Annotated in this window: 10 protein-coding genes; 3 read left to right on the plus strand and 7 right to left on the minus strand. The window is 29.7% G+C overall.

Annotated features, from left to right (window positions below):
• Positions 1-5 precede the first annotated feature (5 nt).
• On the minus strand, positions 6-263 hold the full coding sequence (locus ACKU4C_RS11750; protein WP_321312221.1) for a phenol hydroxylase subunit: 258 nt from the start codon (positions 261-263) through the stop codon (positions 6-8).
• Positions 264-397: 134 nt separating this feature from the next.
• Here ACKU4C_RS11750 and ACKU4C_RS11755 point away from each other — a divergent pair, with 134 nt between their 5' ends.
• Genes ACKU4C_RS11755 through ACKU4C_RS11765 form a run of 3 tightly spaced genes read left to right on the plus strand, consistent with a single transcriptional unit; the run spans position 398 to position 3,312 of the window.
• On the plus strand, positions 398-1,699 hold the full coding sequence (locus tag ACKU4C_RS11755) for a histidine kinase dimerization/phosphoacceptor domain -containing protein (protein WP_321312223.1): 1,302 nt from the start codon (positions 398-400) through the stop codon (positions 1,697-1,699).
• On the plus strand, positions 1,699-2,457 hold the full coding sequence (locus ACKU4C_RS11760; protein ID WP_321312225.1) for a response regulator: 759 nt from the start codon (positions 1,699-1,701) through the stop codon (positions 2,455-2,457). Before ACKU4C_RS11755 ends, ACKU4C_RS11760 begins: the two co-directional genes overlap by 1 nt.
• A 57-nt stretch (positions 2,458-2,514) precedes the next feature.
• Positions 2,515-3,312 (plus strand): SDR family oxidoreductase, encoded by a 798-nt coding sequence (locus ACKU4C_RS11765; RefSeq protein WP_321312227.1) that lies wholly within the window; start codon positions 2,515-2,517, stop codon positions 3,310-3,312.
• 66 nt (positions 3,313-3,378) lie between these two features.
• Here ACKU4C_RS11765 and ACKU4C_RS11770 read toward each other — a convergent pair whose 3' ends face one another.
• The 6 genes from ACKU4C_RS11770 to rpoB all read right to left on the minus strand — a co-directional run bounded on the left by ACKU4C_RS11770 (position 3,379) and on the right by rpoB (position 14,647).
• Positions 3,379-4,221 (minus strand): prephenate dehydratase, encoded by an 843-nt coding sequence (locus ACKU4C_RS11770; protein WP_321312229.1) that lies wholly within the window; start codon positions 4,219-4,221, stop codon positions 3,379-3,381.
• 224 nt (positions 4,222-4,445) lie between these two features.
• The gene (locus tag ACKU4C_RS11775; RefSeq protein WP_321312231.1) at positions 4,446-4,730 is read right to left on the minus strand and encodes a YciI family protein; all 285 of its coding nucleotides are present in this window, start codon (positions 4,728-4,730) and stop codon (positions 4,446-4,448) included.
• Positions 4,731-4,795: 65 nt separating this feature from the next.
• Complete coding sequence (locus ACKU4C_RS11780; protein ID WP_321312233.1) at positions 4,796-5,509, minus strand: EAL domain-containing protein; 714 nt, start codon at positions 5,507-5,509, stop codon at positions 4,796-4,798.
• Between the two features lie 50 nt (positions 5,510-5,559).
• On the minus strand, positions 5,560-5,949 hold the full coding sequence (locus ACKU4C_RS11785) for a hypothetical protein (protein ID WP_321312235.1): 390 nt from the start codon (positions 5,947-5,949) through the stop codon (positions 5,560-5,562).
• A gap of 27 nt (positions 5,950-5,976) precedes the next feature.
• The gene (gene rpoC / locus ACKU4C_RS11790; protein WP_321312236.1) at positions 5,977-10,509 is read right to left on the minus strand and encodes a DNA-directed RNA polymerase subunit beta'; all 4,533 of its coding nucleotides are present in this window, start codon (positions 10,507-10,509) and stop codon (positions 5,977-5,979) included.
• Positions 10,502-14,647, minus strand: coding sequence for a DNA-directed RNA polymerase subunit beta (rpoB, locus tag ACKU4C_RS11795; RefSeq protein WP_321312238.1), 4,146 nt, complete (start codon positions 14,645-14,647; stop codon positions 10,502-10,504). Before rpoB ends, rpoC begins: the two co-directional genes overlap by 8 nt.
• Positions 14,648-14,722 lie beyond the last annotated feature (75 nt).

The raw sequence follows: 14,722 nt of genomic DNA on the forward strand, positions 1-14,722 counted from the left end.
TTAAATTAAAGCTCTTTTGATGTACCAATAACACCATACTTCCATTTGTATTTGTCATTTTCTACATCAATTAATTGTTGTTTTGTAAGAAATTTGACTTTATTAATTTTACAAAACTCCTCAAACTGTTTTATTGGCAAAGCTAACTCCACATACATTATTGGATTACCAATAGAAAAATCAAACTCTATCAAATCATTATGGTTTTGATTAGTGATATGAACAAACTTTTCCATTTCAATATTCAAACTATTTGTTTTCATATATAACCTTTTGTTAGTGTTTAGATGAGTGATTCATCTTTGACTATTGACACTTTAAATAAACAATATCGCAAAAATATCGCACTTTTAATTTTGTATCAAATTTTTTGATATAATTCTTTTAAGGTGAAAAAATGGAAAATAAAATTACAAAATATAAATCAAAATTTTTAAATCAAAATAAACTTGCAAAAAGATTCTCTTTAACATATATATTGTTTAGTATTATAGGTGTAGTTTCATTTAATAAGTTTCTACAGCATTATTCAGAAGATAATAATTTAACCTCAGATGATACATTTACTTTTAATATCATTTTTATTCTTTTTACCTTTATAATTTTTATCCTTATGGTTAATCATATGCAAAAGGTAATCAAAAATATTGACAAATCATATAAAGACCTAAAAAGAAAAGATAAAGCGAGACTTGCACCCTATGAGTTTGCTTTAAATAATTCTGTAGATGCTATCTACTGGTTTACCCTTGATGCAAGAGTTGTATATGCGAATAATGCTGCATGTAATATGTTAGGCTATACAAAAGAAGAAATGTTAGATATGTTTTTAGAAGAGATGGATCCAAATTTTGATAGAAATAGTGCCCAAGAATGTATGATTGAAATAAAAAATACAAAAAACTGGACACTTGAAACTACCCAAAAGAAAAAAGATGGAAGTATTATTAATATCGAAGTTTCTGGTCATGGTTTTATTTTTGGTGGTAAAGACTATATTTGTGCCTTTGGTAGGGATATTACATCTAGATTAGTATATAGAAACGAAATAACAAATATGAATCAAGAACTACAAAAATCTGTTGATGAAAAAGAGATATTATTAAAAGAGATACATCATAGAGTTAAGAATAATATGGAAATTATTTCATCTCTTTTAGCCATGCAATATAGAAGAGTTCAGGATAATGAAGTTAAATATATATTAAAACAAAGTAGAAGTAGAATAAACACAATGGCTTTGGTTCATGAGTTTTTATATTTAGGTGAAAACTTAGCTTATATAAATTTAGAAGACTATATAAAAAGGTTGATTGAGGATATAAAAGAGTTATATATTTCAAATAATACTTATCTAAATTTTGATTTAAATATAGACCAACTTATTTTTTCAACAAATAGATGTATTCAAGTTGGTATGGTTTTACATGAATTATCAGTAAATGCTTTAAAATATGCATTTAAAGAGGATAGAGACAATCTTCTTTGTATTCATATAAAAAAATCAAATGATAAAATACATCTAAAAATACGAGATAATGGAGATGGTTTAGAAAATATTGATTCGTTGTATAAAACAGACTCTATTGGGATGCAATTAGTTCATACAATAGTAGAAAACCAATTAGATGGTACAATTGAGTTCAAAAATAATAGAGGGTTAGAATGTAATATATTCTTTCCAATCAAGGAGGATTAATGAATAAAATAAAAATTTTAATAGTTGAAGATGAATCAATTATTGCTATGAACTTAAAAGAAACATTAATTGAATTAGGATACGAACCTTGTGGCATAGCTCCAAATAAATGTAAAACATTAAAAATCCTAGAAAAAGGAATCGAACCAGATTTAATTTTAATGGATATCTATTTAAAAGGACCTACAACAGGAATTGAGTTAGCAAAAGAACTAAAAACAACACTTCCTAATATACCAGTTGTTTTTTTAACAGCAAACTCTGAAATATCGACAATAAAAAAAGCTTCAGAAACCCTTGCTTATGGATATATACTAAAACCTTATAAAAAAAGTCATCTTCACGCCGCTATTGAAGTTGCATTGGAAAAAGCTAAAAATGATACAAAAAAAGATGAAAAACTAAATGCAGCTGAAAATATCAACAGAACATTAAGTCATCAACTAAATATTGTGAAAGAACAAAAATCGAGAACTGTAAGATTAAGGCATGGATATCTTTATGATAAAGAAAAAGAGATATTATATTATGGTGACAAGCCAATTAAATTAACAAAAAAAGAAACTGAAATCATCAAGATACTTTGCCGTAGTGCCGGTTTTTATGTTTCTCAAGAACAAATTGAATATGCAATTTGGCAAGATGAACCAGCAGGTTATGCAGCTTTTAGATCAATTCTTTTTAGATTAAGATCAAAACTGCATAAAGATTTAATCTCTACACAAAATAACACTGGCTATAAAATTGAAACTATTTAAAAGTGCGATTTTTTAACGATTTTTTTTCTATATAATCTAGCCTTTTAAGGAGTAGATATGGATTTAAAAATTGAAAATAAAATAGTTCTAATTACAGGTGCAGCTCAAGGTATAGGATTGATGACTGCAAAAAAACTTTGCGAAGAAGGTGCTCACGTAATAATAAATGGAAGAGATGAAGAAAAACTTCAAAAAGCTATTTTAGATATTAAAAGTGAAATTCCAAATGCAAATATAAAAGCTGTTGAAGCCAACTTAAAAGATGTGGCTGGTTGTGATAAACTCACTTCTGATGTACCTCATGTAGATATTTTAATTAACAATTTAGGTATTTTTGAGCCAAGAAACTTTGAAGATATTACAAATGATGAATGGCTTCATATGTTTAATGTAAATGTTATGAGTGGGGCTAGACTTTCTCAATATTACTTGCCAAAAATGTTAAAAAATAATTGGGGTAGAATAATTTTTATATCAAGTGAATCAGCTTTAAACATTCCAAAAGAGATGATACATTATGGGATGACTAAATCTGCTCAAGTCTCAATTGCTAGAGGAATTGCTCAATTAACAGAGGGAACTAGTGTGACTTCAAATTCAATTATAGTTGGACCAACTAAATCTGAAGGGGTAATGACTTTTTTAAATGAATTAGCAAAACAAGAAAACAAAACTTTTGAAGAGATTGAAAAAGAATTTTTTGAAGTACATAGACCAACTTCACTTGTAAAAAAGTTTGCAGAGATTGAAGAGTCTGCAAATATGATTGTTTATATAGCTAGTTCTTTATCAAGTATGACAAATGGAGCAATGCTAAGAGCAGATGGTGGAATAATAAATTCGGCGTTTAGTTAAAAAGAATAAATAAATTGAAAAACAACATATACCTATTATCAAATGTAAAAGAGAGTTAAATCTCTTTTACATTATATCTCTATGTGAATTTCTTTCATATACTCCAATAATCTTTAATTCTTCTGAGAAAAATTTTAATTCTTCAAGAGCTAATTTCAATCTTTTTTCTTCAATATGTCCATATAAGTCTATATGAAACTGTGTAGAATAAACACTTCCAATATCAGAATAGCTTTCAATTTTAATTAAATCTATACCATTAGTCGCAAAACCACCTAAAGCTTTATATAATGCAGCTGGAATATTTTTTACACTAAAAACCAAAGATGTAATATATAATTTATCAACTTCAAATTTAGGTATAAATTGTTCTCTTGAAAGGATTATAAATCTAGTTACATTTCCATTAAAATCTGAGAAGTTTTCATCTAAAATATCTAAATTATAAATATTAGCAGCTAAAGTTGACGCTATTGCACCTTGGGTTTTATCTTGCGATTCTAAAAGTTCTTTCGCTGAACCTGCCGTATCAAATTTCTCTACAGGCTTTAAATTTAATTTTTTAATATTTCTAGCACATTGAGCCAATGCTTGTGGATGAGAAGCTACAGTTTCTAACTCATCAATTTTTACACCTTTTAATGCCATTAAAGAATGATTTATAGGTTCAAAATGTTCTTGAATAATATTTAGTTGCATTTTAGGAATTAATCTATAAATCTCTTCAACTCTACCTGCAGAAGAGTTTTCAATAGGTATTACAGCGTATGTTGCTTCACCTTTTTCAACAGCTTGCATTGAATCAAAAAAAGAATTAGAGCTAATTAGTTTAGAATTTGGAAATAACTTTTGGCACGCTAAGTGTGAATACGCACCATCGACACCTTGGTATATTATAGTTTTATTCATTTATTACCTTATTAAAATTTTGTAATTATATCTTTTGAATATTTAGAAAAACAAATAGTGCGATTTTTTTGAGAGTTTTTTATAATCTTTTATCTTGAGAGATTATAAGTTGGATTGCTGATTTTTATAATACTCACTCGCTTCAATTAAATAAAAAAAATAGAAGCTTTAAATCTAAAAGCCCAATAATTGGGCTTTTTAAGTGTCTAGGAAATAGATATAAACTATCTAGGAAGCATTTTTACAGGTACGATTTGGAACTCTTCCATATTCCATACACCATTTTGTACATATGGTTCATTTTCCAACCATTCATTAATCTCATCATCATTTTCAAAATCTACAAAAAGTGTAGAACCTACCATTTGGTCTTCTTCAATAAGAGCACCAGCATTTATAATTTTTCCTTCTGCCATCATTTTTTTAGCACTCTCAACATGAGCATCTCTAACTTCTAGTCTTTTTTCTAAAGCACCTTCATTGTCATAAGCTATTACAAGGTATTGCATTGGTTAACTCCTATATTTAGTTGACTTAATTTTATCATTAAATAATTACAAGTAAATTAATATCTTTATCTTAATAAAGTTAAATTTGAAAAATAGTATCCTTGAACATAATCACATCTAAATTCATTTTTTATTAAATCAAAATCCTCTTTTGTTTCTACACCTTCTATAATTGATTTTTGTCCATTTTTTCTTATTGTTTCTAACAATCCACATAGATATGATATATAGTTTTTATTTGATTTAATTTGTTTTAAAAAAGATTTATCTATTTTTATATAATTACATCTATTCATAATAAAAAATGAAAACATTGAACCATCTTGTGCAAAATCATCTAATGCAGAATTAATACCTTTGTCTTTTAGCCAATTTGCAAAACTTCTCATAATTGAAGAGGAAACTTCATCATCACTTCCATTTTCAGTTATTTCAACAACAATATTGCTTTTGTATTGTTTTAAAAAACTTTCCCAATACGCTTTTTGTTCTTCTGTCTTAACAATATCTGCATCAAAATTCAAAAACAACTTTTTATTTTTATCAAACTTATTTACCTGATGAATTTTATTTCTTTTTTCAAGTTCAAAAAATAGATTATTGTGGTAGTGTAACTTTCTAAATATCTCTTCAGTTGATATAATTCTTTCATCTATGGCAAATTTTGACAATGCCTCATATGCAAAGACTTCATTGTTGTTATTAACATCTATTATTGGTTCATATTTTGTTTTATAATCAGCTCTTTTTATAATACTTTTAAATTCTTCTTTATTCATAAATGAATAATAACAAAAAAAATATTAATATTTGATAACAATTATCAATTTTATAAATTGAAATAATTTACTGACAAAATAAAAGTAAGAGGATATATAAGTGCATTAATATATCTAGAAAGAAAAGTCATTTTTACATTTGGAAGTATATCTTCTATATTTATCTCATCTTCTATTTTTTTCATAATAGTAAGTTTTAAGGAGATATCTAAAAATTTAACACCAACAATACTTAACATCAAAAAGCTATTGTTTTGTAAATAGATAACTAAAAAAATAGAATAAATAAAACTTAAATTTAGTAAGAAAAAAAGTAAAATACTTTTTTTATAAATAGTGTAGTTATTATAAATAACCCCATGTAAAGTATCAGATTTTTGCCAATTTGATTCAAATATTTCGATGGCAATAAAGATTAGAAATAGTGAGATAATATCCATTATATCAATTAGGGCAAAGCCCTAATTTTATTCTTCGTCGTGATCTTCGAATTTAATTTTTTTGTTTTTGTATAGTCCAGTTCCTACAGGAATTGTTCTACCAATTACAACATTTTCTTTTAAGTCTTCTAACATATCCATTTTAGCTGAAATTGCTGCTTCAGTTAAAACTTTTGTTGTTTCTTGGAATGATGCTGCAGAGATAATAGAGTCAGATGTTACAGCCGCTCTTGTAATACCAAGTAATAATGGCTCAGCAATTGCTGGTTTTCCACCAAGTTTGATAATTTTTTCATTCTCTTGCATAAATCTTTTCTTAGAAATCATATCACCAATGATAAATTTAGTATCTCCACCATCAATAATAGAAACTTGTCTTAACATTTGAGATGTAATTACCTCAATATGTTTATCAGCAATATTTACCCCTTGAGATCTATATACTTGTTGTACTTCAGATACAATAAAGTAGTGTAATGCTTTTTCACCTAAAATTCTTAATACATCATGAGGAGAGATTTGACCATCAGTTAATGCTTCACCTGCGTGAACAAACTCACCTTCTCTTACAAGAATTTGTTTAGATTTTTCTACTAAATACTCTGCTTTATTACCATTTTCATCTGTTACTATAATTCTTTGTTTATTTCTTAATGGCTTACCAAATGCAACCATACCATCAAAAGATGATAGAACAGCAATACTTTTTGGTCTTCTTGCTTCAAATAATTCAGATACTCTTGGAAGACCTCCAGTAATATCTTTTGATTTTTGTGTTGCTTTTGGTGTTTTACCTAAGATATCAGCTATTTGAACTTCTTGACCTTCTGCAACAAATAATGAAGTTTTAGGATCAAGTGTATATCTAATTAAATCTTTATCATCAGTAGCAACAACAATTGCAGGTTTATAACCAGCAGGTACATACTCATTTACAACAAGTTTAGATGTACCAGTTAACTCATCAAATTGTTCAGCAACTGTTACACCTGGAATAATATCTTCAAATGCGATTTTACCTTTTCTTTCTGCAATAGTAGGATTTGAATATGGATCCCACTCAGCAATAACTACTTGCTCAGAAGATGCTGGTAATGCAATTATACTATCTTTTTCAACTGCAGTGTCATTATCTAATTGAACAACTGAACCTCTTGAAACATAGTGTCTTAATGCTTCTCTACCTTCAGTATCAACGATAACAGCAAATAAACCTTTTTCATCTACTTTTTCACCTTTGTTGATATCATCTCTTCTTTCTAAATAATCACCATGAAGTTTATAGTATTTAACAATACCTTGTGCTCCTGAAACAATAGTAGAAGTAATAGGTGCCCCATCTTTTACTTTAAGTTCAGATGCATAAGGAATTCTGTTTGGTACATTCCATCCATCTTTAATCATCTCAACAATAGATTCATTTACGTCAACTTCCATACCATCTTTATATGGTAAATACAATTTACCTTCAACTTTTCCTGATACACCAGCAAGTTCATTTGCTTTTGCAACATCATTTTTTCTAAGATAGTATTTTTTCTCTTCTTTACCATTTGTAATAGTTAAAATAACTTCTTCGTGAATTGTTTCAACTGTTACATTACCTTTAAATGGTGCATTAATTTTAGGTTCAACTAAAAGAATACCAGCATTTCTTCTGTTTGCTACAACTATTTTCCCATTTTTATCAGTATGAGTTTTAATATTGTAATATCTAATGAAACCTTCTTTATCAGCTCTTAGCTCTCTTTCAGTTTGAGTTGCAGATGCAGTTCCCCCAACGTGGAAAGTTCTAAGTGTAAGCTGTGTTCCTGGCTCACCAATAGATTGTGCTGCAACAACCCCAACAGCTTCACCAGGAGTTGCTTTTCTTTGTTCACCAAGGTTAAGTCCGTAACATTTAGAACATAAACCATGTTCAACTTTACAAGTTAATGGAGTTCTAATTACAACTGATTTAACTTCAGCTTCTGCAACAACTTTTGCATCCTCTTCAGTGATTAAAGTACCCTCAGTAAATAAAATCTCATTTGAGATTGGGTCAATAATATCTTCAGCTATAACTCTACCAGTAATTCTTTCTTCTAATGACTCAATTAATTCATTACCAGAAGTAATATCAGTAATCTCAATACCTTCGTGAGTACCACAATCTTCGACTGTGATTCTAACGTTTTGAGATACGTCAATAAGTTTTCTTGTTAAGTATCCCGCATTTGCTGTTTTAAGAGCTGTATCCGCAAGACCTTTTCTAGCACCGTGAGTAGAAATAAAGTACTCAAGTACGTTTAGACCTTCACGGAAGTTTGAAATAATTGGTGTTTCAATAATAGAACCATCAGGTTTTGCCATAAGTCCCCTCATACCAGATAACTGTCTAATCTGTGCAGCAGAACCCCTAGCCCCTGAATCGGCCATCATATAAATTGAGTTAAATCCATCTTTATCTGTTTTAACTAATTCCATCATCTCAGTTCCAAGAGTGTTGTTAACCTCTGTCCAGATATCAATAATTTTATTATATCTTTCTTGCTCAGTTAATAAACCTTGAGAGAATTGTTTTTGAACTTCAATAACCTCTTTTTTAGATTTAGTTATATGATCAGCTTTTGTTTCTGGAACTCTAATATCATCAATCGATACAGAAATACCAGCATCTGTTGCATATCTAAAACCTAAATTTTTAAGGTTATCTAAGAATCTTGGAGTTACTTCATATCCACCATGTTTGTAGATATAATCAACTAATGCACCAATATCTTTTTTCTTTAAGATTTTATTCCATAATTCAACAGGAACAAAATCAGGTAAAATTTCATGAATAATTAATCTACCAATTGTAGAGTGAATTACTTTATCATTAATTTTTGTTCTAATTTTTGCATGAAGATCAACTCTTCCCATCTCTAATGCTATTTTTGCTTCATTAACATCTGCAAATAGTTTATGTTGTCCTTTTACACCCTCTTTTTCTAATGATAGATAGTAGATACCTAAAATCATATCTTGAGAAGGTACAGCAATAGCTCTACCTGAAGCTGGTAAAAGAATATTCATTGAAGACATCATTAAAATTTTTGCTTCAGCAACTGCTTCTTGTGATAATGGTACGTGAACTGCCATCTGGTCACCATCGAAGTCGGCGTTGAATGCCGCACAAACTAATGGGTGAAGTTGAATAGCTTTCCCATCAATTAATACTGGGTGGAAAGCTTGAATTGACAATTTATGAAGAGTTGGTGCTCTATTTAATAAAATTGGATATTCATCAACAATCTCTGATAAACATTCCCAAACTTCATTTGTCTCTGACTCAATTAATCTCTTAGCAGATTTTAAAGTTGTTGCATAACCTTTCTCTTCTAATTTAGCCATTAAGTGTGGTTTAAATAACTCAAGAGCCATTTTTTTAGGAATACCACACTGATCCATATTTAAAGATGGACCAACAACAATTACTGATCTACCTGAAAAGTCAACCCTTTTACCAAGTAAGTTTTGTCTAAATCTTCCTTGTTTACCTTTAATGATTTCTGATAATGATTTAAGTGGTCTTTTATTTGCACCCTTAACTGCATTTGCAGTTTTACCATTATCAAATAATGCATCAACAGCTTCTTGAAGCATTCTTTTTTCATTTCTAATAATGATTTCAGGAGCATCAAGTTCTGTTAATCTCTTAAGTCTGTTATTTCTGTTAATAACTCTTCTATATAGGTCATTTACATCAGAAACTGCGAATTTACCACCATCAAGTGCAACAAGTGGTCTTAAATCAGGTGGAAGAACTGGAAGTTGTGTTAACATCATCCATTCTGGTCTATTTCCAGAATTAATAAAGTTTTCAACAACTTTCAATCTTTTTACAATTGTTTTTCTTTTTGCTTCTGATTTAGTTCCAGCCATATCCTCTTTTAGCATATGTAATAATTCAATTAAATCTAAAGTTTCTAATAAATCTCTAATTACATCTCCACCCATGTTTGCTTCGAAACCTGTGTGATCAAATAAATCAGAAATAGTTCTAAATTGTTCTTCGTTTAAGATATCGTATTTATTAACTTTTTTTGTTTTTTCATTATCATAATAAGCTTCACCTGGCTCACTTACAATATATGCTTCATAATATAATACTCTTTCTAAATCTTTAAGTTTTACACCTAAAAGTGTACCAATTCTTGTAGGAAGAGAAGATACCATCCAGATGTGTGCTACAGGAGATACTAAATCAATGTGTCCCATTCTGTGTCTTCTAACTTTTGAAGAAGTTACTTCAACACCACATTTTTCACATACAACACCTTTGTATCTCATTTTTTTGTATTTACCACAAAGACACTCATAATCTTTTACTGGTCCAAAAATTTTAGCACAAAATAAACCATCTCTTTCAGGTTTTAATGTTCTATAGTTAATAGTTTCAGGTTTTTTAACCTCACCTGAAGACCATGATAAAATCTTTTCAGGGCTTGCAAGTCTTAACTGAAATGCAGCAAAATCTTGTGGTCTTTCTAATTCTTTTATTTCAATTGGTTCTAATACTTTTTCAGTTTTACTCATTATCTTCTACCTCTTCGAAAATCTCTACATCTAACCCTAAAGCTTTAAGCTCTTTAGTTAATACGAAGAATGTTTCTGGAACACCAGAACTTGGAACATTTTCACCATTTGCAATAGCTCTATAAGCTCTTGTTCTACCCTCAACGTCATCCGATTTAGTTGTTAACATCTCTTTAAGAACATTTGTCGCACCATAAGCTTCAAGTGCCCAAACTTCCATTTCCCCAAATCTTTGTCCACCAAATAGTGCTTTACCACCAACTGGTTGTTGAGTTACTAAAGAGTAAGGACCAGTAGATCTTGCATGAACTTTTTCATCAACTAAGTGATGAAGTTTAAGCATATACATATAACCTACGTTTACTCTTTCTTTCATTTTATCACCAGTCTTACCATCATATAATGTAGACTTACCATCTGTATCAATTTTTGCTAATTCAAATAATCTAACAAACTCTTCTTCTTTTACACCATCAAATACTTGAGTAGCAAATCTAACACCTTTTGCCCAATCTTGACCATATTTGATTAGCTCTTCATCTGAAAGTTCTTCCATAAATTTTTTACCATTCATTAACTTAGCAACATCAGCAATCTCTGCCATTTTAGCTCTAAGTTCACTAATAAAGTCGGCTTTTTTAGCATCAAACATCTCTTGGATTTGATTACCTAATTTTTTACCAGCAAGACCTAAGTGAACTTCTAGAATCTGACCAATATTCATCCTTGAAGGTACCCCTAGTGGATTAAGAATTACATCAACTGTAGTTCCATCTTCTAAGTATGGCATATCAACTTGAGGTACAATGTTAGAAACGATACCTTTGTTACCGTGTCTACCTGCCATTTTATCCCCAACTTTGATTTTTCTCTTAGTAGCAACATAAACTTTTACTTGTTTAATTACACCACTAGGTAGAATATCATCATGCTCAAGAACTTGAAGTTTCTCTTCATGCTCTTCTCTTAAAGTTGATTTTTGCTTAATAAAGTAATCTTTAATTTCATTGTATTCTTTTTCAACATCTTTAGAATAAGAAGATACAACTTTTTTCATTGCAAATCTGTTAACAGAAGCTAAAATATCAACAGGAATATTATCTCCTGCTTTATATGTTGTACCTTCAACTTCAACATCTTTTACTAATGGAGACTTAGATAATAAATCATTAATTTTTAAAATCTCTTCTCTATCTAGCATTAAAAGTTTATCGTGATGTTTTAAGTCAAGTTCAGCTTTTTCTGCCTCAATCTCAGCAATTGCTCTTTCGTCTTTTTCATAACCTTTTTTAGTAAATACTTTTACATCAACAACTGTACCTTCCATAGAAGTTGGACAGTATAAAGATTTATTTATAACGTGACCTGCTTTTTCACCGAAAATTGCTCTTAATAATCTTTCTTCTGGAGTTGGTTTAATTTCACCTTTTGGAGTAACTTTACCAACTAAAATCATTCCTGATTTTACATATGTACCAACTTTGATAATACCTGAGTTATCAAGATGTGTAATAGATTCCTCTTTAACACCTGGTAAATCTCTAGTAATCTCTTCGTTACCATGTTTAAGCTCTCTACACTCAACCTCTTTTTCATAAATATGTACAGAAGTAAATGCATCCTCTTTAATAAGTCTTTGTGAAAGAACAATAGCATCCTCATAGTTATAACCATTCCAAGGCATAAATGCAACCATTGCATTAACACCAACAGCTAATTCACCGTTATCCATTGAAGGACCATCAGCAATAACTTGTCCAGCTTCAACAACATCACCCTCTTTTGTTGCAGTTCTTTGCCCAAATGATGTATTGTTATTAGTTCTTACATTTTTATTAATTTCATAATGGTCAATAAAAGCACCGCTTTCATCTTCTCCACTAATATATACATTTTTAGCATCCGCTTTTTCTACAACACCACCTCTTTTGGCTTTAATTGCTTCCCAAGCATCTCTTGCTACAATTTTTTCTAATCCAGTACCAACAACAGGTGCATTTGGTCTTAATAATGGAACAGCTTGTCTCATCATGTTCGATCCCATAAGTGCTCTGTTGGCATCATCGTGCTCTAAGAATGGAATTAAAGATGCAGCAACACCCATAACCATTTGTGAAGAGATATCGATTAAAGTAACTTTGCTTCTTTCAACAAGCAAGATTTCACCATCTTGTCTAGCTTCTATTAAAGGCTCAATAATTTTTCCATGGTCATCAACTTTTGTTGAACCTGGAGCAATAATTTTTCCCTCTTCTTGAGTTGCAGTATAGTATTCGATTTCATCAGTTACAACACCATCAACAACTTTTTTATATGGAGCTTCAATAAATCCTAAATCGTTAACTTTAGAGAAAGTTGATAAAGTATTAATAAGACCAATATTTTGTCCCTCTGGAGTTTCAACTGGACAGATTCTACCGTAGTGAGTTGGGTGAACATCCCTAACTTCAAATCCAGCTCTCTCTTTTACAAGACCCCCTTCACCAAGTGCAGAAAGTCTTCTTTTATGAGTAACTTCTGATAATGGATTAGTTTGGTCCATGAATTGTGATAATTGACCCGATGTAAAAAACTCAGTAATAGTTGATGTAATCATTTTAGAGTTAACTAAATCATGTGGCATAATATCTTCTAATGTACCAGATAAAGTAGTCATTTTATCTCTAATAGCTTTTTGCATTTTAATTAAACCAGAGTGTAATTCATTTGCAAGTAATTCACCAATAGCTCTAATTCTTCTATTTCCTAAGTGGTCTCTATCATCAATATGACCATGCCCTGCTTTAACTTTTACAAGATATTGAACTGTTTTAATAATATCTTCATAAGTTAATACAGTTACATATTCAGGAACATTTACACCTAACTTGTGGTTCATTTTCATTCTACCAACTTTAGTTAAGTCATATCTTTCTGGATCAAAGAATAGTTTTCTAACGAATTCTTTAGCAGCTTCTTTAGTTACAGGCTCACCTGGTCTCATAACTTTATAGATTCTAATAGCTGATAAATCATTTTCATCATCTATTTGCTCAGTTTGTTTTAATAATTTTAAAGATTCAGCATCTTGTTTAAATGCATTGATAATTGAGTTATCAACACCTGAAGCTAAATCATTTGCAATATCAAAGTTATCAAAACCTAAATCAAGAAGTTTTTTTAATTTTAATTCATCAAGTGCAGTTAAAGCATCAAATAATACTTCTCCAGATTCTGGATCATAAATTGTATTTGCTGTAGATCTATCCATTAATAAATCAACTGGGTACTCAACAAGTTTAAGACCGCCATCAACTAGAGCTTTCGCTTTTCTTTCTGTAAGTCTTTTCCCTGCTGCAATAACTAAATTACCTTTATCATCTTTAATATCAAACTCAACTCTACCTGTAAAATCTTGAGGATTGAATTCAGTTAAAAATTTATTATTTTTAATTTTGATATTTAAAATTGGATAAAATAATTTGATAATATCTTCTTTAGAGTAACCTAATGCTCTAAAAAGAATTGTAACTGGAACTTTTCTTCTTTTGTTAATTCTTACATATAATACATCTTTTGCATCATATTCAAAATATAGCCATGAACCTCTATCTGGAATAATTTGACCTGTATAGATTAATTTATTTCCAGCAGTGTTTGATTCTTCTTCTTTAAAGATAACACCAGGAGATCTATGTAATTGATTAACAACAACTCTTTCAACACCATTTACAATAAATGATGTTCTATCAGTCATTAGTGGGATTTCTCTGATGAATAAAGATTGTTCTTTCATATCTTTAACACCGATTTTCTCACCAGTTTTTTCGTCTAGGTCCCATAAAGTAAGTCTAATATTGATTTTTAAAGGGATTGAGTATGTAAGCCCTCTAACCATTGATTCTCTTACATCATATTTTGGTTTACCAACTTCACTTCCTATATACTCTAAAGTGATTCTATTTTGAGCATCATGGATTGGAAAAACTGATTTGAATACTTTTTCGATACCTGCTTCAGTTCTTTCATCTTTTCCTATCATTAGGAAGTTATCGTATGAACTTTGTTGTAATTGTAATAAATTTGGAATTTCGATTTGTTGAGGATTTTTTGCAAAATCAACTCTAAGTCTATTACCAGATTTTAAAGAGTTTAACATTGTCGACCTTATTAAAAATGTGGTTTACTTTTTAGCTTTCTATATAAAGCGCAAAAGCATCCTTAAAGGATAGGG

It is taken from the genome of Halarcobacter sp. (assembly GCF_963676935.1).
In the GTDB taxonomy this organism is placed as follows: Bacteria; Campylobacterota; Campylobacteria; order Campylobacterales; family Arcobacteraceae; genus Halarcobacter.